We start from the raw sequence: 26,364 nt of genomic DNA, 5'->3' as shown, positions 1-26,364 counted from the left end.
CATGGCATTTCGCGTTCGAGTTCTTGGCCTGGCCATCGCTCTGCCGTTCGCTTTCGCGGCCGGCCCGGCGCAGGCCTTCGGGTTGATGGACGCGTTCATGGCCGCGCGCGAATACGATCCCGAATATCGCGCGGCCTGGCAGGCGCGCGAGGCCGGGCTGCAGGAGGAGCGCATCGCGCGCTCGCAACTGCTGCCGCAGGCCAGCGCCACCTACGGCTACAACCGCAACTGGCTGGACCAGACGGTGGACAACCCGAACACCGGCGAGAGCCAGCATGCGTCCAACTCGAACTACCCCAGCTACGTGGGCCGCCTCGAGGTGCGCCAGCCCGTCGTCAACTTCCAGGGCTGGGCCGGGCTGCGGCAGGGTCAGGCCGTGTCGCAGCAGGCCGAGGCCGAGTTCGACGGCAAGCACCAGGAGTTGATGCTGCGCCTGTACGAGACCTACGCGAACACGCTGCTGGCGCGCGACCAGGTGCGCATCGCCCAGGCCCAGTACACCGCGCTCGAAGAGCAGATGAAGTCCAACGACCGGATGTTCAATTCGGGCGAGGGCACGCGCACCGACATGATCGAGACGCGCTCGCGCTACGACATCGCGGCCGCCCAGGTGATTGAGGCCGAGGATGCGCTGGGTTCGGCTCTGCGCGAACTGATGGCCATGATCGGCCCCGGGCGCCTGAACGGCGTCGACGAGCTGGATCAACTGGTGCCCAAGTTCTCGCCGTCGCCGGCGCAGTTGGACGGGGTGGAGCAGTGGGCGCAACTCGCGCGCACCAGCAACGCGCAGATCATCGCCGGCCGCTACGGCGTGCAGGCCGCCGATGCGGCTGTCTCGCGCAATCGCGCTGGCCACTACCCGACGCTCGACCTGATCGCCGCGCACGAGCGTTCCGAAGCCGATTCGGTGTCGACGATCAACCAGCGCAACCGGACAAGCATGGTGGGGGTGCAGGTGCGCATCCCGCTGTACGCGGGCGGCGGGATCAACGCGCGCACGACGCAGGCCGTGGCCAACTACCAGCGCGCCCAGGCCGAGCTCGACGCCACGCGCAATGGCGTCGAGGTCGAGCTGCGCCGCCAGTATGCGCTGGTGGAGAGCGGTGCGACCAAGATCCGCGCGTTGGAGAGCGCGGTCGAGTCGGCCACGCTGCTGGTCGAGGCCACCCGCAAGAGCGTGGCCGGCGGCATGCGGGTGAACCTGGACGTGCTGAACGCCGAAGAGCGCTTGTTCCAGGCGCGCGGCGATCTCGCCCAGGCGCGCTACGACTACCTGAACGCCTACATGCGGCTGCGCTACTACGCCGGCGTGCTCACTGTGTACGACCTCGAGACCGTGGCCAAGTATTTCGCGCCGCCGGGCTCGGTGCGGCCGGATTCGGCCTACACGGCGCAGGCCGCCGCGGGCGGTACGAAGGGTACGAGCGGTAAGGGCAACACCCGGCGCTGAGCCGCCGGCGCTTGCCCTCTCGGCGAACAACGCCCCCAGCGCTCCGCGCAAATGTATGAATCTGCGGCGATGCCATCCAGGGCACAGCGGATCCGGCCTTGCCGGTCCGCCAGTGCCGCCCCCTTGAGGGGGCGCGCGTCAGCGCGCAGGGGGTGGGCTTCATTCAAGCGGCGCGGTTGATCGGGATCACTCGCATGTCGAAGGCGCCGAGCAGTTCCGCCCGGCGCTGCTGGGCACGTTCCAGGTTGGCCTCCTTGATGTGCCCATAGCCGCGGATGTCCTCGGGCAGGCGGGCCAGGGCGAGCGCGGTATCGTGGTTGGCCGGCTCCAGGCGTTCGAGCACGTGCTCCATGGTGCCCCGGTACTCCTCGATCAGCGCGCGTTCGGCCTTGCGCTCCGCGGTGTGCCCGAACGGATCGAACATCGTCCCGCGCAGAAAGCGCAGCGGCGCGAGCAGGCCGAAGGCCTTCAGCATCCAGGGGCCGTAGGCCCGCTTGACGAGATGGCCCTGGGCGTCGCGCCTGGCGAAGGCCGGCGGTGCCAGGTGCAGGTGGATCCGGTAGTCGCCTTCGAATTGCCGCTCGACCCGGCGCAGGAACTCGCCGTCGGTGTAGAGCCGCGCCACCTCGTACTCGTCCTTGTACGCCATGAGCTTGAAGAGGTTGCGCGCGATGGCGAGCGCGAGCTCGCTGCCGCCTGTGCGCTCGTGTTCGCGGGCGGCGGCGGCTTCGACGAAGGCGCGGTAGCGTTCGGCATACGACGCATTCTGGTACTGCGCGAGATACGCCGTGCGCCGTTCGACGACGTGCGCGAGGTTGCCGTCGTCGCGCGTGCCCGCGGTGCCGACGGCCTGTTCGTCCGCCCGCTTGAGCTCGACCACGTTGGCCGGCGCCAGTAGCTGGCCGGCCAGCGCCGGGTCGTGGGCCAGGGCTCGGCCCCATTCGAATGCGGCCAGGTTGTTGGCAACCGCCGTTGCGTTCAGTTCGATCGCACGGCGCAGGGCGGTGATGCCCAGAGGCAGCCAGCCGCGCTGCACGGCGTAGCCGAGCATCAGCGGATTGGCGTAGATGGCGTCGCCCAGCAGGGCCGCCGCCAGACGGGATGCGTCCAGGTGCGCGACGCGCTGCGAGCCGCCCACCGCGTTCGCCAGGTCTTGCTCCAGGTTGCTGCCGGGCAGCGTCCAGTCGGGGTCGTGGATGAACGCCGAGGTGGGCGCCACGTCGCTGTTGACCAGGGCGTGGGTGCGGCCGGCCTGCGCGCGCGCCAGCGTCTCCTGGCCGGTGCCGACGATGAGGTCGCCGGCCAGGATGAGGTCGGCTGCGCCCATGGCCACGCGGGTGCTGTGGATGCGCTCGGGCGCGGCGGCCAGCACGACGTGCGAATGCACCGCGCCGCCCTTTTGCGCCAGGCCGGCCATGTCGAGCACCGAACAGCCCTTGCCTTCGAGGTGGGCGGCCATGCCGATCAACTGCCCGATCGTGACCACGCCGGTGCCGCCCACGCCGGCGACCACGATGCCATAGGGCTGCGCCAGCGACGGCAGCGCAGGCTCGGGCAGCCCGCTCGGCGCCTCGCTCTGCTGCGTGCCGGTGGCGGCCTTGCGCATCTTGCCGCCCTCCACGGTGACGAAGCTCGGGCAGAAGCCGTTCAGACAGGAGTAGTCCTTGTTGCAGCTGGACTGGTTGATCTCGCGCTTGCGTCCGAGTTCGGTCTCCAGCGGCTCGACCGACAGGCAGTTGGATTTGTCGGAGCAATCGCCGCAGCCTTCGCACACGCGCTCGTTGATGACGACGCGGCGCGCCGGGTCGGGATAGGCGTTGCGCTTGCGGCGGCGCCGCTTCTCCGTGGCGCAGGTCTGGTCGTAGATCAGCACCGAGACGCCGTGGTACTCGCGCAGTTCGCGCTGCACGGCGTCGAGTTCGTCGCGATGGTGCACCGTGACGCCGGCGGCGAGATCCTTCGCGTTGCGGTACTTCGCGGGCTCGTCGGTGACGATGACGATGCGCTGCACGCCCTCGGCGGCGACCTGGCGGGTGATGACGGGCACCGTCAGGGCGCCGTCCAGGGGTTGGCCGCCGGTCATGGCCACGGCGTCGTTGAAGAGGATCTTGTAGGTGATCGGCACGCCCGCGGTGAGCGCGGCGCGGATCGCCAGGGAGCCCGAGTGCAGATAGGTGCCGTCGCCCAGGTTGGCGAAGATGTGGCCCTCCTCGGTGAACGGGGCCTGGCCGATCCAGGGCACGCCTTCGCCGCCCATCTGGGTGAAGGTGGACGTGCTGCGGTCCATCCACGTGACCATGTAGTGGCAGCCGATGCCGGCCACCGCTCGCGAGCCCTCGGGTACCCGGGTGGAGGTGTTGTGCGGGCAGCCCGAACAGAACCAGGGCTTGCGCTCGGTGACCACGCGCGGGCGCGCAAGCTCGCGCTCCTTGGCCTCGATCACGGCCAGGCGCGCCTGGATGCCGGCGCGCACGTCGTCGGGCAGGGCGTAGCGCAAGAGGCGCGCGCCGATGGCCTTGGCGACCAGGGCGGGGTCGAGCTCGTAGTGCGCCGGCAGGATCCAGTTGCCCTGGGGCACGGCCCATTCGCCGCCGTCCTTCTCGTCGAACTTGCCGATCACGCGCGGGATCTTCTTGCCGCTGCCGATCCAGCTGAAGAGTTCTTCCTTGATCTGGTATTCGATGACCTGGCGCTTTTCCTCGACCACCAGGATCTCGTCCAGGCCGTCGGCGAACTGGCGGATGCCCTGCGCCTCCAGCGGCCAGACCATGCCGACCTTGTACAGGCGCAGGCCGACGCGCCGGCAGGAAAGCTCGTCCAGGCCGAGATCCTCCAGCGCCTGCCGGGTGTCGAGATAGGCCTTGCCCGAGGCGGCGATGCCGAAGCGCGCGTCGGGTGCATCGAAGACGGTGCGGTTCAACCGGTTGGCGCGCGCGTAGGCCAGCGCGGCGTACAGCTTGTAGTCGAGCAGCCGGGCTTCCTGCTGCAGCGGCGTGTCGGGCCAGCGGATGTTCAGGCCGCCCTCGGGCATGGTGAAATCCTCGGGCAGCACGATGCGCGCGCGGTCGGGGTCGATCTCGACGGAGGCCGAGGCCTCGACGATGTCGGTCAGGCATTTCATGCCGACCCAGACGCCGGCATAGCGGCTCATGGCCCAGCCGTGCAGGCCGTAGTCCAGGTACTCCTGCACGCTGGCCGGAAAGAGCACGGGCAGCATGGCCGCCTTCAGGATGTGGTCGCTCTGGTGGGGCAGGGTGGAGGACTTGGCGGGGTGGTCGTCGCCCGCCAGCACCAGCACGCCGCCGTGGGGCGATGTGCCGGCGGCGTTGGCGTGCTTGAAGACGTCGCCGCAGCGGTCCACGCCCGGGCCCTTGCCGTACCACATGCTGTACACGCCGTCGTACTTGGCGCCCGGGTAGAGGTTGACCTGCTGCGTGCCCCAGACGGCGGTGGCGGCCAGCTCCTCGTTCAGGCCCGGCGTGAAGCGGATGTGGTGTTCGGCCAGATGGGCCTTGGCCTTCCAGAGATTCTGGTCCAGCCCGCCCAGCGGCGAGCCGCGATAGCCGGATACGAAACCGGCGGTGTTGAGCCCGGCGGCCAGGTCGCGCTCGCGCTGCAGCATGGGCAGGCGCACCAGCGCGTGGATGCCGCTCATCCAGGCCCGGCCGTGTTCCAGCGTGTACTTGTCGTCCAGTGTGACGTTTTGCAGCGCGGCTTGCTGCCCCGCCGTAAGGGGTGCGTTCATGATGTCTCCGTGAGGATGGCGGAAGCCCGTGCGAGACCCCGGACGGGCCTCTTGTGGAAGCTGCCGGAGCACGCGCGGGCGCGGTGCATCGTTTCTCGTGTGTCGTGTCGGTTGTAGCGCGACCGTGGGGCGCGCGCAATCGGGATCGACCTTAGTCGGCGCGCGCAGCAGACGGTGTACCCGGCCGTTTCGCGACGCATCCTGATACGCGGTGGTGGCCGCTGCGCGCAGGCCTCTCCGGTACAATCGCCGCCACCATGAGAAGCTTGCACACGATGCTGGTCGGGACCTGGAAGTTCCGCGGCATGATCAGGGCCATTTCCGAGCGCGACCTGCGCGCGCGCTATACGGGCTCGGTCCTGGGCCCGCTCTGGCTGATCCTGCAGCCGCTGTCCATGATCCTGATATACACCCTGGTGTTTTCTCAGGTCATGCACGCCCGCCTGCCCGGGGCGCAAACCTCGCCGTTCGCCTACAGCCAGTTCATCTGCGCCGGCCTCATCACCTGGTCGCTGTTCGTCGAAGTCACCACCCGGACCAAGGGGGTGTTCCTCGAGCACGCCAACCTCATCAAGAAAGTGCAGTTCCCCAAGCTGGTGCTGCTCGTGCCCGTGGTGGTGGTGGCAGGCTTCAACTTCCTGGTGCTCACCGCGCTCTTCTTCGTGTTCCTGCTGCTGGTCGACGCCTGGCCGGGATGGGTGGTGCTGTGGGCGATTCCCAGCCTGGTGGCGCTGGTGCTGCTGGGCCTGGCCGTGGGCCTGCTCGCCGGCGTGCTGCACGTTTTTGCTCGCGACGTCGGCCAGACGCTGGACATCGGGCTGCAGATGCTCTTCTGGGCCACGCCCATCGTGTACCCGATCACGATTCTTTCGGACTGGATGCGCGAGCTGGTGTATTGGAACCCGATCGTGCGGCCGATCACCAACCTGCAGCAGATCTTCCTGACCGGCACCTATCCCACCCTCGATTCGCTGTATTACACGGCCGGCATCGCCGCGGTGATCGCGCTCGCGGCCGTGTTCGCGTACAAGCGCCTGTACGCCGAACTCCTCGATTACCTGTAGGCTCAAGCACGTCGCCATGTCCGCTCCCGTCCTCTCCATTCAGAACGTCGGCAAGGCGTATGCCAGCGCCTATGGCAAGAAGGATCTGCTGCGCCGCCTGGTGAGCGGCAGGCCCGATCCGGCGCGCCTGCGCTGGGTGCTGCGCAACGTCTCGTTCGACGTCATGCCGGGCCAGGCGCTCGGCCTGATCGGCGTCAACGGCGCCGGCAAGAGCACCCTGCTCAAGATGATCGCAGGTACGACCGCGCCCACCGAGGGCGCGATCCGCAAGGGCGGCACGATCTCGGCGCTGCTCGAGCTCGGCCTGGGCTTCCATCCGGATTTCACCGGCCGCGAGAACGCCTACATGTCGGGCCAGATGACCGGCCGCACGCGCGCCGAGATGGACGCGGTGATGGCGCAGATCGAGGCCTTCGCCGAAGTCGGCGACTACTTCGACATGCCGGTGCGCACCTATTCCAGCGGGATGCAGGTGCGCGTGGCGTTCGCCGTGGCCACCGCCTTCAAGCCGGACGTGCTGATCGTCGACGAGGCGCTGTCGGTGGGCGACGCCTACTTCCAGCACAAGTCGTTCGCGCGCATCCGCCAGTTCCGCGAGGAAGGCGCGACGCTGCTCTTCGTGTCGCACGATCCCGGCGCGATCAAGGCGCTGTGCGACCGTGCGCTGTTGCTGGGCGAAGGCGGCGTGCTGCGCGACGGCGATCCCAACGACGTGCTCGACTACTACTACGCGCTGATCTCGGCGCGCGAGGACGCCAGGGACCCGGAGAAGGAACTGGGTCAGCTCGGCCGCCGCTCCGGCAACGGCCGCGCGCGCATGCTGTCCTGCCGCATCCTCGGCGCCGACGACGTGAACGCGGTGGAGCAGCCGATGTTCCGCGTCGGCGAGCCGGCCCGGCTGTGCATCGACGTGCTGGCCAACGAGCCCTTGCCCGGCCTGACGCTGGGCATGACGATCCGCGATCGCACCGGCTACGACGTGTACGGCATGAACACGCGCCGCCAGGGCTGGACCGATCTGGGCCTGCAGCCCGGCGTGCCCCAGCGCGTGGAGTTCAACATTCCAGCCTTGAACCTGGGCGTGGGCCACTATCACATCAGCATGGCCCTGCATGACGACGACGCGCACGTCGCGGGCAACTACGACCGCTGGGATCAGGCGGTGGTGTTCGAGGTCACCCATGGCAGCGGCGTGCCTTTCGTCGGCGTGGCCGCCCTGCCGGTAAGCGTCTGCGTGGCGCCCGCGGACGAAGGCAGCTCCCGGGCCGCCTGATCGTGTTCGCCGGCCGCTGCCCGGCAGACCGCGGCCGCTGACTCGCTATCGCCCCGACAGGCGGGGCTGGCCGGGCTTGCGCTGTGGCCGGCTCAGCCCCGGCCCGGCACAAGCTCGCGATACACGGCCGCGGTTGCCGCGGCCGTACGCTGCCAGGTGTACGACTGCGCGCGGCGATGGCCGGCGGCGCTCAGCCGCTCGCGCAGCGCGGCATCCTCGGCCAGGCGCAGCATGGCGCCGGCGATCTCGTCCACCCGTGTCGGATCGACCAGCAGTGCGGCATCGCCGGCCACTTCCGGCAGCGAAGCGACGCGCGAGGTGAGCACTGGCAGCCGCGAGGCGAAGGCCTCCAGCACCGGGATGCCGAAACCTTCGTACAGCGTCGGAAAGGCGAGGGCGAGTGCGCCGGCATAGGCGGCGCGCAAGGCGGCGCGTTCGCGCAGGCCCTGCAGCCAGACGACCTCGCCGCCCGCCCCCAGCGCTTGCAGCCGCGCCTGCGTGTGTTCGCAGCGCCAGCCGGGCCTGCCGATCACCACCAGCGGATGGCGGCGTCGAACTTCCGCAGGCAGCGCCGCGTGCGCGTCCAGGATGCGGTCCACGTTCTTGCGCGGCTGCAGCGTGCCGACGAAGAGAAAGTAGCCGTCGGCCGGCAGGCCGCTGTCGCGCCGCAGCGCGGCGGCATCGGCGGGCATGGGCTGCAGCCATTCCGACTCGATGCCGTTGGGCACGACCCGGATGCGGTCCGCCGGCAGGCCGAAGGCCTCGCGCAGTTCGTCCACGGCATAGTGCGACACCGCGATGAACAGATCGGCCTGGCGCACCATGCGACGCATGGCGTAGTTCTTGAGGCGGCGCAGGCGCGGCGAGACCCACTGCGGGTAGCGCAGCGGGATGGCGTCGTGCACGGTCGCCACGCTGGGCGTGGCGCAGGCCGCGACGCGGTGGTCGGTGAAGTGCATGAGCCCGGCCGCCGGACGCACGCGCGGGCGCAGGCCGGCCAGTTCGCCGCCGACATACCAGCCGTAGGCGTGCGGCCAGCGCCGGCTGTAGCGCAGGGCCGCGTCGGCGGGGCCTTCGGCATAGACCTGGCCCTGCACCTCGATGCCCTCCGCGGGCAGGTGGGCGAGCAGCGCCTGCGTATAGATCCCGATGCCGTCGATGCCACCCGTCAGGGCGGGCTCGATGGCGCGGGTGGATAGGCCGACGCGCATGGCTCAGAGGCGCGCGAGCAGCGCGTCCACGTTGTCGGCGAAGGTCTCGTTGCTGAAGCGGCGCGCGTTGACGAGGCCGGCTTCGCGCAGCGAGGCGCGGTAGGCGCCGTCTTCCAGCAGACGCTTCATGACCACGGCGATCTCCTCCACGTTGAAGGGGTCCTGCACCAGGGCCGCGCTGTCGCCCACGACTTCGGGCAGCGACGAGACGTTGGTGGTGAGGACGGGGCAGCCGAGCGTCTGCGCTTCGAGCACCGGGATGCCGAAACCTTCGTTGAGGGTGGGAAAGGCGAAGAAGCGCGCGTTGCGCAGCAGGCAGAGCTTCTCGACTTCGGTGATGTAGCCGATATAGCGGGCCTTCTGCAGCTTCTTCGACTGGCGCGCGCCGCCGTCGTCCTTGCCGCCGCCGTAGGCGCCGTCGGGATCTTCATAGGCCTTGGCGAAGACCTTGGACAGGTTCTGCGCGCCAGCGTATTCCTTGTCCACGTAGCCGGCCAGCACCAGCGGGAATTCGTCGTTCTTGGTGACGATGGAGTGTGCCGAGATCAGGCGGTGGATATTCTTGCGGCCCTCGATGGCGCCCACGTAGAAGCAGTACTCGCCCGCCTTGAGGTTGAACTTCTCGAGCACGGCGGCCTGCACCAGCGGCTGCTCGCTCAGGCGCAGGGCATGCGCGTCGGCCGGTAGCGGCTGGTAGACCACGTGCATCTTCGAGGCCGCCTGCGGGAATATTTCGAGAAAGCGGCTGCGCGTGTATTCCGAGACCGCGAGCAGCAGGTCGGCGCGTTCGGCGCAGGCCTTCAGGCGCCGGTAGAACACGTCGGTGCGTTCGTAGTGCGTGGTCACTTCGAGCGGAATCAGATCGTGCACCGTCTGGACCACCTTCACCCGCGGGTTCGCGGCGGCCACCTGCAAGGGGGAGGTGGTGAACAGCGTGTCGTAGCCGTAGTCGCCGCAGAAGCCCAGATCCAGCGGGCGCTCGAAGCCCAGGCGGTTGACGATGCTCGCCGTGTCGTACACGTAGGGCACATTGAGGAACTCGTCCACGTCGCGCAGGAACCAGAGGTTCTCCTCGGTGGTCATGCTGGCATTGTTGGCCACTTTGGCGGCGTGATGGCGCTTGAGCCAGCGCAGCGTGCCATAGCGATACAGCATGCGCCGAGGCGATACGCGGATGCGGTTCGGATCGTTCAGCGAATGGTAGATGTTGCTCAGCAGCGGCCGCGCGTCGTCGCTGGCACGGGTTTCCGTCAGAATGGCGTTGCGGTGGCCGCGCCGTTTGGTCGCCGAGATCAGCGACTTCGTATAGAGGTAGATGCCGCGCTGCAGTTTCTGCTGGAACTCGAAACCGGCGAAAAGAATGTTGCGACGAATTGCGGATGACATGCGTTCCCGGGGCGTAGGATGCGCCGCGATCGGTGGCGCGAAGAGCGCTTGCGAGCGTGTGCGCGAGCAAGGCAAAGCGTTGGATTTTAGGGGAAAAGTCCTGGTTGCGATGTGTCCTTTAGAATCTGGCTTCGAATCGACAACCTTGGGATTTCAGTGGCGCGTTCGGATTGGAAAGGGCGCATCGGCCGTTTGCCGGTGCTGGGCAACGTATTCACCGGCCTGCGTGGCGTCTGGTCGCTGAGCGCATGGCGTGCGCAGCTCAGGCAGCAGATCGATGCGCTGTCCGAGCGCAGTCAGACGCTCGAAATGCGTCTGGCGCAAGCGCAGGCCGGCACGGAGCGCGCCGAGATGGCGAGCCAGGCGCTCGAAGCCCGGCTGGTGCAGCTCGAACAGGCCGTCGCACTGCTGGAGCCCGGCCTGCAGCGCGAACGCGCGGCCGACGCCGCCCGGCTGGAGGAACGGTTGGCCCGCGTGGCCGACCTGCAGGCGCGCTACGCGCAAACCCTCTACGCCCATGAACGGCGCCTGCGCGCCACGTCGGCCGAGCTGCGCCAGGGGCTGACGCAGATGCGCCGCGTCGCGGCGCGCCAGGCGTTTGCACAAGCCGACCTGCCGGCGCCGGTGCCAGCACCCGCCCTCGCACCGGCATGCCGGCTCGCCGCGCAAGCGCTGGACGCGTTCCTGGGGCCCGAGGCGGAGCCGCAGCTCGCGCCTTTCCAGCATCTGCTCGCGGCGCAGGCCGGCGTGGGCGAGCCGCGCGGCGTGCTGCTGCCGGCCGGCTTCGCCAGCGACTGGGCGCAGGGCCTGGGGGCGTTCACCGCGGGCAGCCTGGCCGCCGTCGTGGCGCCTGCCGGGGCAGGCGCGCTCCAGCGGGCGGAACTCGATGCGCTGCTGGATGCGGCGGCCCAGGCGCTGCGCCCCGACGGGCTGCTGGTGCTGGCCTACGCCAATCCCGAGAATGCCGTGGTGGCCGGGCGGCTGGTGGTCGAGGCCGCCGGTGCGCCGATCTGGACGCCGCCGCTCATGGAGCGCTGCGTGCGCGACGCCGGCTATGGCGAAGTGAGCGTGCTGCGCTACGCCGCGGACGCGGACGACGGCCTGCCGGCCGAGGCCGGCGCGGGTTTCGAGCGGCTCGAGCGCTGGCTCTTCGGGCCGCGCCGCTTTGCCGTGCATGGCCGCCGGGCCGGCGGGGGCTGAGATGCGCCTCGTCATCGATGCCCAGGCCCTGCAGTCGGCGACGCTGACGCTGCCCGCCGGCGCCTGGTGCGTGGCGTTGCTGCGCGAGCTGCTGCCGCGGCTCGGCGTCGAGCACGAGGTGTCGTTGCTGCTGCACCGCGGGTTGGGCGCGGCGTCCGAGCCGCAGATGCTGACGCTGGCCGGCGGACATGCACGCCTGGCCTGGTTCGATGCGCCGGTGCCCAGCGCCGCGCGCGACGCGGATGCCACCTGGCGCCGGCAGGCCGCCCGGCTTGCGCGCGAGAGCCGGCTGCAGGCGCTCGCGCCCGACGCGGTGCTGCTGCTCAACGCGGCCGAAGGCTATGACGACGATGGCGTCGTCTCGATCCGCCAGCTCTTCGACGTTCCCACGCTGGCCTTGCTGCCGGCCGGGCTGCCGCAATCGACGCGCGCCGAGTTCCGTTCCTGGCGCCGCGAAGTGCTGGTGGAACTCAGGCGCGCCGACGCGGTGTATACCGTGCCGGGCTGCGTCATCGAGGCGGACGACGAGTTCGCCGCGCATGAGTTGCCGGCGGCCGTGGCGCAGGCCGCCGAGACGCTCGGCCAGGCCCTGCTGCGCCATGCGGCAGCGCCACGCGCCCCCGCGGCGGCGCCCGCGCGCCCGCGCCTGGCGTACGTGTCGCCCCTGCCGCCCGCCGCCAGCGGCATCGCCGACTACAGTGCCGAGCTGCTGCCTGCCCTGGCCGAGTTCTACGAAATCGACCTCGTGCCCACGGGGCCCGCGCCCGAACCTTCCCATGCCGTCCAGCACGCCGTGCGCGATCCTGCCTGGCTCCTGGAACACGCCGACCGCTACGACCGGGTGCTCTACCACGTCGGCAACTCGCCCTTTCATGGCGAGATGGTCGGCCTGCTGCGGCTGGTGCCCGGGGTCGTGGTGCTGCACGACTTCTACCTGGGCCATCTCTACGGCTACGCGCAGCACAGCGGGCTGGTGCCGATGGCGCTCTGGCGCGCGCTGCTGCGCTCGCACGGCTATGCCGCCCTGCGCGAGTATCGGGCGCAAGGCGAGGCCGCGGTGCTGGCGCGCTATCCGGCCAATCTCGAAGTGTTCGGCCAGGCCCAGGGCGTGATCGTGCATTCGGCGCATGCGCGCGCACTGGCCGAGCGCTGGTACGGCCCGGCGCTGCCCTGCGCGCTCGATGTCGTGCCGCTGGCGCACCAGAGCCCGGCGCGGCTGGATGCGCGTGCGGCCGCGCGGCGCCGCCTCGGCCTTGCCGAGGACGCGCTGCTGGTATGTTCCTTCGGCTATGCCGGCGCGGCCAAGCTGAGCCGGGAGCTGGTCGAGGCCTGGCTCGGCAGCGGCGTACGCCGCGGTGTGCTCGCCCTGGTGGGCGGACATCAGTTCGATGGCCCGTACAGCCAGGCGCTCGAGGCGCGCGTACGCGCCGCGGCGAGCGTGCGCATGACGGGGTTCGCCACGCCGCAGGTCTATCGCGACTACCTCGCCGCGGCGGACATTGCCGTGCAACTGCGCACCGGCTCGCGTGGCGAGACGTCGCGCGCGGTGCTGGATGCGATGGCCCACGGCGCCGCCCTCATCGTGAATGCGCATGGCTCGGCAGCGGAGCTGCCGCCCGATACCGTGCTGCGTCTGGACGAGGATTGCGCCATCGCGCAGATCGGCGCGGCGATCCGCCGGCTTGCCGATGATCCCGCGCAGCGTGCCGAGCTGGCCCGGCGCGCGCGCGACCATGTGCTGGCCGAGCACGCGCCGCAGCGCGTGGCGGGCTTGTATCGCGACGCCATCGAGGCCGCCTATCGAAGCGCATGCGGCTCCGCCGCCGGCCGCGCACGGGCGGTGCGCGCCGCGCTCGCGCGCCAGCCGCGGCCCGGCGTGGCGCCGAGCCGCGCGGAGCTGGCGCGCTACGCCGCGCTGCTGCTGCGCAACCATCCGCAGCCCCAGGCGCGCCAGATCCCCGTCGACTTCGTCGTCGCGGCGCCGCAGGTGGATGGGCCGCTGCGCGGTCTGTCCCTGCGCGCCCACCCGCCGCGCGAGCCGCGTTCCGGGGCCGAGGAGCGCGCGCGGCGCATGCTGGAAGTTGCCCGCGACGCGCAGATCGCAATCGATACCCTGCACCTGAGCGTCGCCCTGGACGGCGCAGCGGGCGGTGACGAGACCGACTGGCGCCTGGACCTGCCGGGCGTCGTCCACGCCTCCTGGCCGCGCCGCCTGCGCGAAGGCCTGCCGGTGGCCCAGGCAGCGCAGCGCGCGGATATCGCGCTGCGGCTGGCCGAGCGGCTGCAGGCGCAGAGCTACGACTTCGTCCTGCTCGAGGATGTCTATGCCTGGCCTTTGCTGCGCCAGGCCCTGGCCGGCATCGACGAGGCCCAGGCCCGGCCCGCCATCGTCCACTCGGCGGCGCATCTCGAACGCGCCAGCCTGCCGCCCGCCGTCCCGCCGGCAGTGGCCGAGGAGGTGGCCGGACATGAGCGCGAGCTGCTGCAGCAGGCCGATCTCGTGCTGTGCACGGATGCCGACGCCCGCAGCCGCTTGGTGGCGGCCGGCGCGTCGGCCGACCGCGTCGCGGTCATCGGCTCGGGCGGCGGCCTGCCCGAGGTGGACGAGACGCGCCTGCCCCTGATTCGCCGCGACCACCTGCCCGACGGCCCCTACGCGCTGATGCTGAGCGGCGACGACGCCGGCGCGCGTGCGGGATTCCTGGCCTTCCTCGGCCCCTCGCTCGCCTTCATGCCGCCCGATGCCACGCTGGTGGTGGCGGGCGCGCTCGCCGATGCCCTGCGTGCCGAACCGGAGTTCCTCCGCTGGCGGGGCGTGAACGAGGCGCGCATGCGCCTGCTCGGCGAGGTCGACGTGCTGATGCAGGCCGCACTGCTGCGCTACGCCCACGTGATCGTGCTGCCGCGCCTGCCCGACGTGCAGGACAGCGGCGTGGCCGAGAAGTCGCTTGAGGCGCTGGCCACGGACGCCTGGGTGCTCGCCACCCGCAGCGCCATGCATCGCCTGGACGCCTGGACCGACAGCGAGCGCGTCGTGATCGAGGACGACTGGGCGGGCTTTCGGCGGCGTCTGGTCGAGCTGCTCGGCCGCGCGCGTCCGCCACGCCCCAGGGACCTGCCCGGGCCGCAGCATTGGCGCTGGGAAATGACCGAGCTGCCGTTCCGCCTGCGCCAGGCGGTGGCTCGACGACAGCGCCGTGCGGCGGGAGGATAGCGGGATGAGCGCAGGGCTGTGGATCGACGTCACCGCGTCCTTCAACTGGCGGCGCGCGCCCTCGGGCATCACCCGCGTGGAGCAGGAATGCTGCCGCTGGGTGCTCGAGCACGCGCCCGAGGCCGTGCGCTTCTGTGTCTACGACACCGAGGCGCACGTCTGGCACGCCATGCCGCACGACGAGGCGCGGGCGGTGCTCGCACGGCGCTATTCGCCGCTGGGCGAGGCCATCGAGCAGACCGTGTCGGCCTGGCGGCCGGGCGGCGCGCCGATCCGCTTCGGACCGGGCGAGCGCTATCTCTGCCTGAGCGCGGACCAGACGCCCGAGCGCTGGGCCGCACTGTATGCCGCCAAGCGCGATCAGGGCCTGCGCGTCTTCGGCATTCTCTACGACCTCATCCCGATCCTGTTTCCGCACTTCTACTGGAAGCACATCGAGCAGGGCACGGCACGCTACATGACCGATCTGGCCTGGGTGGCCGAGCACGTCGTGTGCATCTCGGAGCGCACGCGTCGCGACGCGCTCGAGTTCTATCGCGACATCGGCATGGCCGCGCCGGCGATGTCCCTGGTGCGCCTGGGCGACGAGCTGCCGGGCGCCAGCCAGGTCGAGCCGGCGCCGCAGGTGCAGGCGCTGGCGCGCGAGCGCTACATACTGACGGTGGGCACGCTGGAGATCCGCAAGAACCACGAGACCTTGTATCGGGCGCTGCTCGACCTGCGCGCGCGCGGCCGGCACGACCTGCCGCTGCTGGTGTTCGCCGGCATGCGCGGCTGGCGCGTCGACGATCTGCTGACCTCGCTCGAGCAGGACCCGCAGGTACGCGGGCGCATCATGATCCTGCCGCATGCCTCGGACGCGGATATCGCACATTTGTACCAGCATTGCCTCTTCACGGTTTTCCCGTCGATCTACGAGGGCTGGGGGCTGCCGGTGGCCGAGAGCCTGGCCTACGGCAAGCTGTGCCTGGCTTCCTCGGCCGGGTCGGTGCCGGAGATCGCCCCCGGGCTCACCGAGGACATCGACCCCTACGACGTGCGCGCCTGGGCCGACCGCATGCTGGCCTACAGCCGGGACGAGGCCCTGCTGCGCGCGCGCGAAGCGCGCGTGGCCGCCGAGTACCGGATCACGCGCTGGCGCGAGACCGCGCACCGGATCATGGCGCGCGCGCTGGCCGATGCGGCGCCGCCGCCGGGCCAGGGCTAAAATCGGCGGGTGCCGGCGCGTCCCGGCTTTCACTGTCTTGCCATGTTTCGACCGAACAATCCCGACATCGATTTCCCCGGCCTGCAGGCCGCGGTGCTGCGCGCGGCAGGTACGCGTCGCAATACCGACGTGCCGCCCCTGGTGGATACGCCGGCAGCCCTCGAGGCCGAGGCCGACACGCCGTCGGCGTCCGGATGGCGCGCGCGCCTGCGCGCCGTTCCCGTGCTCGGCGGCGTGCTGGCGTACACGCGGCGCGGCCTGCTCGCCGCGACGGCGCCCGGGATTTCGCCGCGCGCACGCGTCAGGGCGCTGCCGTTCCTGGGCGGCGCCCTGGGCTGGCTGCACGCCTGGGCCACGCTGCCGCGCTGGCGGCGGCAACTGCGCGACGAGGTGCAGGTATTGCGCGAACAGCGGCATGCCATGCAGCGCGAACTCGACGAGCTGCGCCGCGCCCAGGGCGATCTGCTGCGCGACATGGGCCGGCTGCGCGTCACGCTGGCCGAACGCCAGCGCGGCGAGCCGGCTCGCCGCTCCTTCTGACGCTGCCGCGTCGCGACCCCTTTTCTTCTTCCATGCCATCACCCGTTCGCGCCATTCACCAGTTCCACCCGAGCTGCTCGGTGGGTGATGGTGTCACCAAGAGCCTGTTCTACACCCGTCGCCTGCTGCGAGAGCTGGGCTACGAATCCGAGATCTTCTGCATCGAGCCGCCGCCGCCTTCGTTGAGCGAGGAAGTGCACCTGCTCGCGCAGCTACCCGCCGGCGCGGACTACGTGTTGCTGCAGCACCACAGCCTGGGGTTCGACGACGACGCCTGGCTCGAGAGCCTGGCCGCGCCGCGCATCCTGATCTATCACAACATCACGCCGCCGCACCTGCTGCACGGCGAGGACCTGCAGCGCCTGGCGTGCCTGGGCCGCGAGCAGTTGCGGCGCTGGGCGCCGCAGTGCGTGGGCGCGATCGGCGATTCGGACTACAACAGCGAGGAACTGCGTGAGGCGGGCTACGCCAACGTCGTCACGCTGGCGCTGCTGGTCGACCTGGACGCCACGCGCGGTCTGCCCTGGGATGCCGAACTCGCCGGGCGACTGCACCAGACGCTGAATATCCTCTTCGTCGGCCGGATCAACGAGAACAAGCATCAGCACGAGCTGATCGAGGTGTTCGACGAGTTCCTGCACTACACCGACCAGCCGGCCCGGCTGATCCTGGCCGGGGGCACCACCAGCGAGGCATACGAGCGTCGCCTGCGCGACATGGCGCAGGCGCGCGGCGGCGAGTCGCGCGTCTGGATCACCGGCAAGGTGGACGAGGCCGGCCTGCAGGCGCTGTACCGGTCGGCTTCGCTGTTCGTGTGCCTGAGCGAGCACGAAGGCTTCTGCATGCCGGTCATCGAGGCCATGCAGCACGACGTGCCGGTGATCGCGCGCGATGCGGGGGCGCTCGCCGCGACCATGGGCGAAGGCGGGCTCGTGCTCGAGCACGCGACGCGCGAGCCGCGCGACATCGCCGCGCTGATGCACACGGTGCTCACCCAGCCCGGCCTGCGCCGGCGCATTCTGCGCGGCCAGCGGCGCAACCTCGCACGCTACGAGACGCACAACCTGCGCGAGGGGCTGGCCACCTACCTCGGCGGCCTGCAGATCCATGCACCGATTGCGCCGCCCATGCCGGCCGAGGGTCCGGACGGCGAGTACTGGCAGGTCGAAGGCCCCGTCGACTCGTTCTACAGCCTGGCGATCGTGAATCGCAACATGGCGCTGGCGCTGGCTGCGCAGGATGTGGACGTCGGCCTGGACGGCCAGGGCGCGCAGGGCGGCAGCCAGGAGCCCGACTGGCTGGAGCGCCATGCGCCCGAGGCTGCGCTGCTCGCGCAGCGCGCGCGGACGCAGCGCCAGTTCGGCGCGCCACCGCGCGTATCGCTGCGTTTCCAGTATCCGCCGTGGGTGGACGGCATGCGCGGCGAGCTGCGCGTCATGCACGCCTATTGCTGGGAGGAGTCGGTGTTTCCGGCGGCCTATGTGGCCGCGTTCAATCGCGGCCTGGACCTGGTCACCACGGCAGCGACCTCCTCGGCGCGCATCCTGCGCCAGAGCGGGATACGCACGCCCATCGTGACCACGGGCATCGGCGTGGATCACGTGCTGGCGCGTACGCCGCAGCCGTTCGCCCTGCCCGCCGAGGCAGAGGCCGGCTTTCGCTTTCTGCACGTGTCCTCGTGCTTTGCGCGCAAGGGCGTGGACGTGCTGCTCGAAGCCTGGGGCAAGGCGTTCCGGCGTGCCGACGACGTGGTCCTCGTCATCAAGACCTTTCCGAACCCGCACAACGATGTGTTCGAGCAGTTGGCCCGCTGGCAGGCACGCGACCACGACTATCCCCGGGTCGCCATCATCAACGAAGACATCCCGGACGAGCAGTTGCTCTGGCTCTACCAGGCCTGCCAGGCCCTGGTGGCGCCGAGCCGGGGCGAGGGCTTCGGCATGCCCATGGCCGAGGCGATGCTGTTCGATCTGCCGGTGATCGTCACCGCCTGGGGCGGCCACCGCGATTTCTGCACGCCCGAGACGGCCTGGTTGTGCGATTTCGATTTCGCCTTCGCGCGCAGCCATCTCGGCGTGCCGCATTCGGTCTGGGCCGATCCCAAGGCCAGCCATCTGGCCGAGCTGATGCGCGAAGTGCACGGCCTGTCGCCCGCCGGCCGGGCCCGGCGCACCGAGGCGGCGCGCGCGCTCGTTCTCAACGAGTACACCTGGGCACGGGTGGCCGAGCGCGCCCGCGCGGCCATCGCGGCGGTCGAGGCGGCGCCCGGCTGGCGCCGCGAGCCGCGCGTGGCCTGGGTGTCCTCCTGGAACACGCGCTGCGGCATCGCGACGTATTCGGCTTTTCTCGCCCAGGCCATTCCGCGCGACCGCCTGCTCATGCTCGCCGCGCACGCCCACGCCCAGCTCGGCGAGGACGAGGATTTCGTGCGGCGCTGCTGGCGGGAGGACATCGACAACGACGTGCTGGCGGACGTCGAAGCCCAGCTCGAGTCGGCGGACGTCGACGCGGTGGTGATCCAGTACAACTTCGGCTTCTTCTCCGTGCGCGCGCTGGGCCGGCTCGTGCGCCGCCTGCGCGAGCGCGGCGTGCGCAGCTACGTCTTCCTGCACTCGAGCGCGGACGTCGTGCGCAAGGAGCAGGGCGATCGCATCTCGCTGTCCGTGGTCAACGTCGATCTCTCGCAGGCCCACCAGATCGTGGTGCACAGCGTGGAAGACATGAACCGGCTGAAGTCGTTCGGGCTGGTCGAGAACGTGATGCTGTTGCCGCACGGCGTGCCTGTGCTGGCGCCGGTCGATGCCGAGGCCGAGCGCCGCGCGCGCGGTCTGGCGGGCAAGCGGATCGTCGCGATGTATGGCTTTCTGCTGCCGCACAAGGGCGCGCAGACGCTGCTGCGTGCGTTCGCGCGCCTCGCGCGTCTGGATGCGAGCCTGCATCTGCTGTTCGTCACCGCGCTCTATCCGGCGCCCGTGTCCGAGCAGGAAAAGCGCGATTGCGAAGCGCTCGTCGAGCGCCTGGGGCTGCACGGCCGGGTGACGATGATCACCGACTTCCTGCCGGACGCCGAGAGCCAGGCGTGGCTGCAGACCGCAGAGCTCATCGTCTATCCCTACCAGGAGACCCAGGAGTCCGCGAGCGGCGCGGTCCGCGGCGGGCTGGCCACCGGCAAGCCCGTGGTGGTGACGCCGCTCGGCATCTTCGACGAGGTTGCCGACGCCGTGCACCGCCTGCACGGCATGGACGACGCTGCCGTCGCCGAAGGGCTGTGGATGCTGATGAACGACGAGGCCGAGCTGGCGGCGCTCGCCGAGCGGGGACGGCGCTGGTGCGACGCGCGGCGCTGGCCGGATATCTCGCGCCGGCTGCTCGCCATGCTCGAGGGCGACGCCAACGATGTGGCGCCGCCCGCGCGGCTGCCGTACGGGCAGGGCCAGTGACGTAGCGTGTCCCGAACCGCGCAACGCGGCTGCACTGGGATTTGTCCACTTGCAAGCAGGCATGTAGCAAGGTATCTGCTTACGCTTGCCCGCTGAAGACGCGGAAAGCCGGAAAGCACAACGCCGCCCCTGAGGGCGGCGTTGGCGACGCGCTGCGCGACCCGCGAACCGATCTAGCTGCGCCCGTAGACGTCCTCGAAGCGCACGATGTCGTCTTCGCCCAGGTATTCGCCGCTCTGCACCTCGATGAGCACCAGCGGCAGCTTGCCGGGGTTGGCCAGGCGGTGCTGGCAGCCGGCGGGGATGTAGGTGGACTGGTTGGGCCCCAGGCTGATGGTGTTCTCGCCGTTGACGATGGTGGCCATGCCGCTCACCACGACCCAGTGCTCGCTGCGGTGGTGGTGCATCTGCAGCGACAGGCTGTGGCCGGGGGTGACGACGATGCGCTTGATCTTGAAGCGTTCGCCTTCCTCGAGCGTGGTGTAGGTGCCCCAGGGGCGGTGCACGGTGCGATGCAGGCGGTGGGCATCGTGATCGTCGGCGCGCAGGCGCTCGACGATGTGCTTGACCTCCTGCACGCGGTGGCGGTCGGCCACGAGCACGGCGTCGGGCGTGTCGACGATGACCAGGTCCTGCACACCCACGGCGGCGACCAGGCGGTCATGGCTGCGCACGTAGCAGTTGTGCGCTTCGTGCAGCATGGCGTTGCCGTCGACGCGGTTGCCCGAGGCGTCGGGCTCGACCAGTTCGCCGATGGCGTTCCACGAGCCGACGTCGCTCCAGCCGATGGCGCACGAGACGACCGCGGCCTTGTGCGTCTTCTCCATGAGCGCATAGTCGATCGAGATGTCCGGCGCCTTGGCGAACTCGGCCGCGGCGAGATCGATCTGGTAGCGGCCGTCGCCGGCGATGGTGTTCGATGCGGCGAGCGTGGCGCGCACGGCCGCCAGCACCTCGGGCGCGTGCGCCTCGAGCTCCTGCAGGGCGGTGCGCACGGTCAGGCAGAACATGCCCGAGTTCCAGAGGAAGCGGCCGCTCTGCAGGTATTCGCGGGCCGTTTGCAGGTCGGGCTTCTCGACGAAGCGCAGCACGTCGTGGCCGTCGGCCTCGATGTAGCCGTAGCCCGTCTCCGGGCTCTCGGGCTTGATGCCGAAGGTGACCACGCGGCCCTGCCCGGCGAGGCCAGCGGCCTGCTCGACCGCCTTGCCAAAGGCGTCCAGGTCGGCGATCAGGTGGTCCGCCGTGAGCACGAGCAGCACGGTGTCCTCGCCATGCCGCTCGCCCACGGTGAGCGCGGCGGCGGCGATGGCCGGGGCGGTGTTGCGGCCCTCGGTCTCCAGGATGAACCCCAGGTCGGTACGCCGCCGGTTGACTTCGTTGTATTCGTCCGCGGTCTTGAAGTACAGATCGCGGTTGGTGACGGTGAGAACCTCCGAGACGCCGGGCAGGTTCGCCGCGCGCAGGAAAGCTTTTTGAAGCAGGCTGGCGCCATCGGCAAGCCGGATGAAGGGCTTGGGGTGCAGCTCGCGGGAAACCGGCCACAGGCGCGCGCCGCGCCCGCCGGAAAGAATGACTGGGACCGTGCTCATAGGCGGCGAGTATAGCGGTTACAAAGCCCGGCGCAGCATGGAGTGGTAACGGCCTGTGAATACTGTCGAGCACCCGTACGGGCCCTTGTTGCCGAGGGGAAAAAAGGCAGGCTGTCGACTTGCCCTGGATGCGATATTAATTAATAATTATTCCTGTTCGCGTTATCTATCGTCTTCGTGGGCAGCATGGCGGAGGCGGGCTTCACGGCTGACATCGCTCTATGTACATCTGCATCTGTAATGGCATCACCGAGGCCGAACTGCGCGAGAGCGTGGCCGCCGGGGCGCGCAGCTTCGAGGAGCTGCAGCTCGAAACCGGCGTCGCAAGCTGCTGCGGCACCTGCGCCGGCGCGGCCGCTGCGCTGCTGCCGGGCGGCTGCCCCGGGCCTGCCGCATGCCATTCCAGCGCGCACGCCGCGCAGCGCCAGTTGGCACGCACGCCGGCGCCGGCCCGCATGCCCATGGCCCCCGCCCTGAGCGCGCCGGTGCGCTGGATTTCGCGCGTGCCGCGCACGGCCCCGTCGCTGGCCGAAGCGGCCTGATTCCTACTGATTTCCATTGTCGTTTGCATACCCGCTCACGATCGTGAGCGGAGGCCTCCGAACGTGCGCATTCCCCTGTTAAGGTACGCGTCTGTAGCGAAACCGTCTTTGCCAGGAGAAGCACGTGAAAGGCGATCCCATTGTCATCCAATACCTGAACGCTCAGCTCACCAACGAGCTGACCGCGATCAACCAATACTTCCTGCACGCGCGCATGCTGCGTCACTGGGGCCTGGAAAAGCTCGGCAAGCACGAGTACGAAGAATCCATCGGCGAAATGAAGCATGCCGATCGGCTGATCCAGCGCATCTTCATGCTCGATGCCCTGCCCAACCTGCAGGATCTGCACAAGCTGCAGATCGGCGAGAACGTGCCCGAACTGCTGCAGTGCGACCTCAATCTCGAGACCGCCGCTCAAGTGACGGTCAAGGACGGCATCGCCCACTGTGAGTCGGTGCGCGATTATGTCTCGCGCGATCTGCTGCAGGACATCCTCGACGATACCGAAGAGCACATCGACTACCTCGAAACCCAGATCGGCCTGATCGAACAGGTCGGGCTGCAGAACTATCTGCAGTCTCAGATGTCGCCCGAGTCGGACTGAGGCCGGGGTTGCATGGACGAAAAAAAAGCGCCTGGTGGCGCTTTTTTTTGCCGTCCGTCAGCGCCAAGCCGAAAAGCGCCTCCTCGGGGGCAGCGCCACGGTGGAGCCGGGCCGGCCGCCGTCAGCGCAAGCTGGCGTTGCGCGTGCCGGCGGGGCATTCGGGCACCCGGCCCCAGCCGCCGTTGGGTTCACAGTACTGCATGCGCAGGCGCTGCTCGCACTCGGCGGGGCTGAAGAAGCGCTGGCTGGCGCAGCGGCCCAGGCTGGCCGACAGCGACTCCTGCCAGGCTGGGCGTGCGGGCTCGTCGGCCGGGCGGGCGACGGCGAACGCCAGCTCCGGCGGCAGTTCGGCGCGCTGGCCGCCGGCGTCCGCCGCTCCCGTTTCCACCGGCGCGACATTGAACTGGCCGGGGCCTTGCCGTTGGCCTTCCAGGTTGGCCACGAAAGCGCCGATGTCGGGCGCCGGCTGGGAGCCCGAGACCGCAATGCCACGGTTCTCCTGTTCGAGCACCGAGACCAGCGGCACCGTCTGGCCGGACGTCAGGGCGCCGCGCGAGGGCACGCCCAGCGTGCCGTCGACACGAGGCTGAGGGGGTTCGGGCACCTGGGCCTGGCCGTCCGTGCCCACGCGCGAAATCTGTGTGGTGGTGTCGCCGGGGCCGGGCGTGGCCGGGCCGAATGGCGCGCCCTGCACCAGCAACTGGCCGAGCCACGCCCCTGCTGCGGCGGCCAAGAGCAGTGCTGCCAGCAAGGACAGGGAAATGCGGGCCCACATGATGGGACTTCCTCCGTAAAAAGGATCGGGGCGCGCCGCTGCGCGCCCGGCGGACTATCCGGTGAACACCTGGCTACCGTGTTCTCTCAACGCATGGAACTGTACTTTCGGGTAAAGCTCCTGGGCAACGCGAAGCTGCGCCGAAGATGTTGCCAAAAATGCCACGGCGTCCACGACGTCGTAGGCGATGTTGGCCAGATTGCCGTCGATGAACCGTTTGAGCTCCTTCGGGTCCTCGGCCGACAGCCAGCGCGCCATCGTGTAGCGACTGTGCAAGAGGCGTGCCTCGACCCCGTACTCGGTCTTCAGGCGATGGGCCACGACTTCGAACTGCAGTTGCCCGACGGCGCCCAGCAGCAGCGTGCTGCCCACGGCCGGGCGGAACACCTGGATCGCGCCTTCCTCGCCGAGCTGGGTGAGGCCGGTGCGCAACTGCTTGGTGCGCAGCGGATCGGCCACTTCCACGGCCTGGAACAGCTCCGGCGCGAAGAAGGGCAGCCCCGTGAACTGCAATTTCTCGCCCTCGGTGAGAACGTCGCCTAAATGCAACACTCCGTGGTTGGGAATGCCGATGACATCGCCCGCGTAGGCGTCGTCGAGCAGGTCGCGGCGCTGCGACAGGAACGACACCACGTTGTTGGGGCGGATCTCCTTGCCGGTGCGGCTGACCGTCAGCCGCATGCCGCGCTGGAAGTGGCCGCTGCTCACGCGCACGAAGGCCACGCGGTCGCGGTGGGCCGGGTCCATGTTCGCCTGCACTTTGAAGACCACGCCGGTGAACTTCGGTTCCTCGGGGCGCACTTCGCGCTCCTGCGCCTGGCGCGGCCCGGGCGTGGGCGCGCGCTCGACCAGCGTATCGAGCACTTCCTGCACGCCGAAGTTGTTTACCGCCGAGCCAAAGAACACCGGCGTCTGCCGGGCGTCCAGGAAAGCCTGCTGGTCGAAGGGCACCGCCGCTTCGCTCAGGAGCTCGATCTCGTCGTGCGCCTTGGCGAATTCGCTGTCGAAGCGTTCCGTGAGGACGGGGTTGTCCAAGCCCTGGACGAACTCGTCGTCATCCGTGCCCAGGCGGTCCTGGCCGGGGCGGAACACGCGCATGCGGTCGTTGCGGATGTCGAACACGCCGCGGAAGGTGCGCCCCATGCCCACCGGCCAGGAAAAGGGCACCGCGTCCATGCCGATGTGCTGTTCGATCTCCGCCAGCAGATCGAGCGGTTCGCGCACCTCGCGGTCGAACTTGTTGACGAAGGTGATGATGGGCGTGTTGCGCGCACGGCACACCTGCAGCAGGCGGATCGTCTGCGGCTCCACGCCGTTGGCCGCGTCGATCACCATCAGCGCCGCGTCGACCGCGGTCAAGACCCGATAGGTATCCTCCGAGAAGTCCTGGTGCCCGGGAGTGTCGAGCAGGTTGATGACACAGTCGCGGTATTCCATCTGCATCACGGAGGATGCGACGGAAATGCCGCGCTGCTTTTCGATCTCCATCCAGTCCGAGGACGCGTGGCGCGAGGCCTTGCGGGACTTCACGCTGCCGGCGATCTGGATCGCGCCTGCGAACAGCAGGAGCTTCTCCGTGAGCGTGGTCTTGCCCGCGTCCGGGTGGGAGATGATGGCGAATGTGCGCCGACGGGCGACTTCCTGGGGAATATTCATGGGGCACGCATTTTAACCGGTCGTCCGGGAACACCCGGGCCTCGGCTATGATCGAAGACTGGACCTGACCTCTGTTTTTCGTACGCGCGCGTGCGTCCGCGCCTGCGCGCACCCCACCCGCGGCGTACCCCGTACCCCCCTTGGTGCCATGAACCCTCACGATTCCTCCTTCCTCAGCCACCTGGACGATGCCGGCCAGATCCGCATGGTCGATGTCGGCGACAAGGCGAGCACGCAGCGGGTGGCGGTCTGCCGGGCCCGCGTGCGCATGAGCGCGCACGCCTTCGGCCTGCTCACGCGCCAGGATCGCGGCAAGGGCGAGGTGCTCAACACGGCCCGGGTGGCCGGGGTGCTGGCCGCCAAGCGCTGCGCCGAGCTGATCCCGTTGTGCCATACGCTGCCGCTCAGCTTCGTGGGCATCGATTTCTCGCTGGACGAGCCGAACGGCGTGGTCCGGATCACCGCCACCTGCCGCAGCGACTACAAGACCGGCGTCGAAATGGAAGCCATGACGGCCTGCAGCATTGCCGGGCTCACCATCTACGACATGTGCAAGGCCGCAGACAAGGGCATCGTGCTCGAGGAGGTGCGTCTGCTCTACAAGGCCGGCGGCAAGAGCGGCGAATGGCGCGCGCCCGGCGTGCAAGGCGTGGAGTCCGTGGCGAGCGCCGATCCGGCGCGGGCCGGCGATCCTGGCGAGGCCGGGGCCGTTGTTCCGGTGGCCGACCCGGCCCCGCAAGCCGGGCCGCGCGGGCAGGCGCAGTCGATCGCGCTGGTGTATTTCGCGCGCATCGCCGAGATCACCGGGCGGCGCGGCGAGGCGCTCGACTGCCCGCAGCCGCTGACCGGCGCCGAGCTGCTGCGCCAACTGGCCGGCCGCTATCCGGAGATGGGTGCGCTCGCGCGGCTGGAGCTGGCGGTGAACCAGGAGCACGCCGGGCTCGACGCCACGATCCACCCCGGCGACGAAGTGGCGGTATTCGAACCCGTGACGGGAGGCTGAATGATCCTCGTGCAGCAAGCCGATTTCGATGCGGGCGCACTGCAGGCACGGCTGCGCGCGGCGAGCGCGGGCGCGGCCGGCGCCCTGGTCACGTTCACGGGCTACGTGCGCGATTTCGCGCCCGACGAGCCGACCGAAACGCTGTACCTGGAGCATTACCCCGGCATGTGCGAGCGCGTGCTGCGCGAACTCGGCGAGTCCGCGCGCGAGCGCTGGGGGCTGTCGGCCTACGCCATCGTGCATCGCGTGGGGGCGCTTGCGCGCGCCGACCAGATCGTCTTCGTCGGCGCGGCCTGCCCGCACCGCGGCAACGCCTTTCGCGCCTGCGAGTTCATGATCGACGCGCTCAAGACCCGAGCGCCGTTCTGGAAGCGCGAGGAACTGGCCAGCGGCCGGCAGTTCTGGGTGGAACAGAAGGACGCCGACCGCGAGCGGACGGCCGGATGGCAATCGAGCGAGTGACGC

At 69.8% G+C, this 26,364-nt stretch carries 18 protein-coding genes and 1 pseudogene; 13 read left to right on the top strand and 6 right to left on the bottom strand.

Features of this window, described 5'->3' with window-relative positions; translation table 11 throughout:
• Nucleotide 1: 1 nt before the first annotated feature.
• Nucleotides 2–1,450: a TolC family outer membrane protein gene (locus tag FOZ76_RS26265; RefSeq protein ID WP_143951231.1), complete on the top strand. Its 1,449-nt coding sequence runs from the start codon at nucleotides 2–4 to the stop codon at nucleotides 1,448–1,450.
• 163 nt (nucleotides 1,451–1,613) lie between these two features.
• On the opposite strand, the gene FOZ76_RS26260 is transcribed toward FOZ76_RS26265, so the two are convergent.
• A complete protein-coding gene (locus FOZ76_RS26260; protein ID WP_143951230.1) occupies nucleotides 1,614–5,195 on the bottom strand; it encodes an indolepyruvate ferredoxin oxidoreductase family protein in 3,582 nt (1,193 codons plus the stop codon).
• A gap of 257 nt (nucleotides 5,196–5,452) precedes the next feature.
• Here FOZ76_RS26260 and FOZ76_RS26255 point away from each other — a divergent pair, with 257 nt between their 5' ends.
• The gene (locus FOZ76_RS26255) at nucleotides 5,453–6,259 is read left to right on the top strand and encodes an ABC transporter permease (protein WP_143951229.1); all 807 of its coding nucleotides are present in this window, start codon (nucleotides 5,453–5,455) and stop codon (nucleotides 6,257–6,259) included.
• A gap of 16 nt (nucleotides 6,260–6,275) precedes the next feature.
• Nucleotides 6,276–7,532, top strand: coding sequence for an ABC transporter ATP-binding protein (locus FOZ76_RS28250; RefSeq protein ID WP_143951228.1), 1,257 nt, complete (start codon nucleotides 6,276–6,278; stop codon nucleotides 7,530–7,532).
• Nucleotides 7,533–7,624: 92 nt separating this feature from the next.
• On the opposite strand, the gene FOZ76_RS26245 is transcribed toward FOZ76_RS28250, so the two are convergent.
• Together FOZ76_RS26245 and FOZ76_RS26240 are read right to left on the bottom strand one after the other, a co-directional pair.
• Nucleotides 7,625–8,743: a glycosyltransferase family 4 protein gene (locus FOZ76_RS26245; protein ID WP_143951227.1), complete on the bottom strand. Its 1,119-nt coding sequence runs from the start codon at nucleotides 8,741–8,743 to the stop codon at nucleotides 7,625–7,627.
• A gap of 3 nt (nucleotides 8,744–8,746) precedes the next feature.
• Nucleotides 8,747–10,129 (bottom strand): glycosyltransferase family 4 protein, encoded by a 1,383-nt coding sequence (locus tag FOZ76_RS26240; RefSeq protein WP_143951226.1) that lies wholly within the window; start codon nucleotides 10,127–10,129, stop codon nucleotides 8,747–8,749.
• Nucleotides 10,130–10,285: 156 nt separating this feature from the next.
• On the opposite strand from FOZ76_RS26240, the gene FOZ76_RS26235 reads away from it, so the two are divergent.
• Genes FOZ76_RS26235 through FOZ76_RS26215 form a run of 5 tightly spaced genes read left to right on the top strand, consistent with a single transcriptional unit; the run spans nucleotide 10,286 to nucleotide 19,730 of the window.
• Nucleotides 10,286–11,329: a hypothetical protein gene (locus FOZ76_RS26235; protein WP_143951225.1), complete on the top strand. Its 1,044-nt coding sequence runs from the start codon at nucleotides 10,286–10,288 to the stop codon at nucleotides 11,327–11,329.
• A gap of 1 nt (nucleotide 11,330) precedes the next feature.
• Nucleotides 11,331–14,543, top strand: a complete 3,213-nt coding sequence (locus FOZ76_RS26230) for a glycosyltransferase family 4 protein (RefSeq protein WP_143951224.1) — start codon at nucleotides 11,331–11,333, stop codon at nucleotides 14,541–14,543.
• A gap of 4 nt (nucleotides 14,544–14,547) precedes the next feature.
• Nucleotides 14,548–15,750 (top strand): glycosyltransferase family 4 protein, encoded by a 1,203-nt coding sequence (locus FOZ76_RS26225; protein ID WP_143951223.1) that lies wholly within the window; start codon nucleotides 14,548–14,550, stop codon nucleotides 15,748–15,750.
• Nucleotides 15,751–15,792: 42 nt separating this feature from the next.
• The gene (locus FOZ76_RS26220; protein ID WP_143951222.1) at nucleotides 15,793–16,290 is read left to right on the top strand and encodes a hypothetical protein; all 498 of its coding nucleotides are present in this window, start codon (nucleotides 15,793–15,795) and stop codon (nucleotides 16,288–16,290) included.
• Between the two features lie 32 nt (nucleotides 16,291–16,322).
• Nucleotides 16,323–19,730 carry a glycosyltransferase gene (locus FOZ76_RS26215; protein WP_143951221.1) on the top strand — a complete coding sequence of 1,136 codons (3,408 nt, stop codon included), beginning with the start codon at nucleotides 16,323–16,325 and terminating at the stop codon, nucleotides 19,728–19,730.
• Nucleotides 19,731–19,903: 173 nt separating this feature from the next.
• On the opposite strand, the gene FOZ76_RS26210 is transcribed toward FOZ76_RS26215, so the two are convergent.
• Nucleotides 19,904–21,319, bottom strand: coding sequence for a mannose-1-phosphate guanylyltransferase/mannose-6-phosphate isomerase (locus FOZ76_RS26210; RefSeq protein ID WP_143951220.1), 1,416 nt, complete (start codon nucleotides 21,317–21,319; stop codon nucleotides 19,904–19,906).
• Between the two features lie 221 nt (nucleotides 21,320–21,540).
• On the opposite strand from FOZ76_RS26210, the gene FOZ76_RS26205 reads away from it, so the two are divergent.
• Together FOZ76_RS26205 and bfr are read left to right on the top strand one after the other, a co-directional pair.
• Entirely contained in the window at nucleotides 21,541–21,861 is a 321-nt protein-coding gene (locus tag FOZ76_RS26205) for a (2Fe-2S)-binding protein (RefSeq protein ID WP_143951219.1), read from the top strand.
• Between the two features lie 124 nt (nucleotides 21,862–21,985).
• Complete coding sequence (gene bfr, locus FOZ76_RS26200) at nucleotides 21,986–22,465, top strand: bacterioferritin (RefSeq protein ID WP_143951218.1); 480 nt, start codon at nucleotides 21,986–21,988, stop codon at nucleotides 22,463–22,465.
• A gap of 121 nt (nucleotides 22,466–22,586) precedes the next feature.
• Here bfr and FOZ76_RS26195 read toward each other — a convergent pair whose 3' ends face one another.
• Entirely contained in the window at nucleotides 22,587–23,240 is a 654-nt protein-coding gene (locus tag FOZ76_RS26195) for a hypothetical protein (RefSeq protein WP_143951217.1), read from the bottom strand.
• Nucleotides 23,241–23,294: 54 nt separating this feature from the next.
• Nucleotides 23,295–24,896 carry a peptide chain release factor 3 gene (locus FOZ76_RS26190; protein WP_143951216.1) on the bottom strand — a complete coding sequence of 534 codons (1,602 nt, stop codon included), beginning with the start codon at nucleotides 24,894–24,896 and terminating at the stop codon, nucleotides 23,295–23,297.
• A 148-nt stretch (nucleotides 24,897–25,044) separates the two neighbouring features.
• Here FOZ76_RS26190 and moaC point away from each other — a divergent pair.
• The 3 genes and pseudogenes from moaC to FOZ76_RS26180 all read left to right on the top strand — a co-directional run.
• A pseudogene (moaC, locus tag FOZ76_RS28090) lies at nucleotides 25,045–25,527 on the top strand (cyclic pyranopterin monophosphate synthase MoaC); the annotation flags it as partial.
• Between the two features lie 9 nt (nucleotides 25,528–25,536).
• Nucleotides 25,537–25,899, top strand: a complete 363-nt coding sequence (locus FOZ76_RS28085) for a MoaD/ThiS family protein (protein WP_246129786.1) — start codon at nucleotides 25,537–25,539, stop codon at nucleotides 25,897–25,899.
• The gene (locus FOZ76_RS26180; RefSeq protein WP_143951214.1) at nucleotides 25,900–26,361 is read left to right on the top strand and encodes a molybdenum cofactor biosynthesis protein MoaE; all 462 of its coding nucleotides are present in this window, start codon (nucleotides 25,900–25,902) and stop codon (nucleotides 26,359–26,361) included.
• The last annotated feature ends 3 nt before the right edge of the window (nucleotides 26,362–26,364 follow it).

The sequence above is a fragment of the Verticiella sediminum genome, assembly GCF_007558815.1.
GTDB lineage: Bacteria > Pseudomonadota > Gammaproteobacteria > Burkholderiales > Burkholderiaceae_B > Verticiella > Verticiella sediminum.
Note: the sequence above shows the minus strand (reverse complement) of the source record. Positions and strands in the feature narration are given on the sequence as shown.

Coding starts and splice junctions, on each gene's coding strand:
- FOZ76_RS26265 (WP_143951231.1), top strand. CDS start 2: ATGGCATTTCGCGTTCGAGTTCTTGGCCTGGCCATCGCTCTGCCGTTC.
- FOZ76_RS26260 (WP_143951230.1), bottom strand. CDS start 5,195: ATGAACGCACCCCTTACGGCGGGGCAGCAAGCCGCGCTGCAAAACGTC.
- FOZ76_RS26255 (WP_143951229.1), top strand. CDS start 5,453: ATGAGAAGCTTGCACACGATGCTGGTCGGGACCTGGAAGTTCCGCGGC.
- FOZ76_RS28250 (WP_143951228.1), top strand. CDS start 6,276: ATGTCCGCTCCCGTCCTCTCCATTCAGAACGTCGGCAAGGCGTATGCC.
- FOZ76_RS26245 (WP_143951227.1), bottom strand. CDS start 8,743: ATGCGCGTCGGCCTATCCACCCGCGCCATCGAGCCCGCCCTGACGGGT.
- FOZ76_RS26240 (WP_143951226.1), bottom strand. CDS start 10,129: ATGTCATCCGCAATTCGTCGCAACATTCTTTTCGCCGGTTTCGAGTTC.
- FOZ76_RS26230 (WP_143951224.1), top strand. CDS start 11,331: ATGCGCCTCGTCATCGATGCCCAGGCCCTGCAGTCGGCGACGCTGACG.
- FOZ76_RS26225 (WP_143951223.1), top strand. CDS start 14,548: ATGAGCGCAGGGCTGTGGATCGACGTCACCGCGTCCTTCAACTGGCGG.
- FOZ76_RS26220 (WP_143951222.1), top strand. CDS start 15,793: ATGTTTCGACCGAACAATCCCGACATCGATTTCCCCGGCCTGCAGGCC.
- FOZ76_RS26215 (WP_143951221.1), top strand. CDS start 16,323: ATGCCATCACCCGTTCGCGCCATTCACCAGTTCCACCCGAGCTGCTCG.
- FOZ76_RS26210 (WP_143951220.1), bottom strand. CDS start 21,319: ATGAGCACGGTCCCAGTCATTCTTTCCGGCGGGCGCGGCGCGCGCCTG.
- FOZ76_RS26205 (WP_143951219.1), top strand. CDS start 21,541: ATGTACATCTGCATCTGTAATGGCATCACCGAGGCCGAACTGCGCGAG.
- FOZ76_RS26195 (WP_143951217.1), bottom strand. CDS start 23,240: ATGTGGGCCCGCATTTCCCTGTCCTTGCTGGCAGCACTGCTCTTGGCC.
- FOZ76_RS26190 (WP_143951216.1), bottom strand. CDS start 24,896: ATGAATATTCCCCAGGAAGTCGCCCGTCGGCGCACATTCGCCATCATC.
- FOZ76_RS26180 (WP_143951214.1), top strand. CDS start 25,900: ATGATCCTCGTGCAGCAAGCCGATTTCGATGCGGGCGCACTGCAGGCA.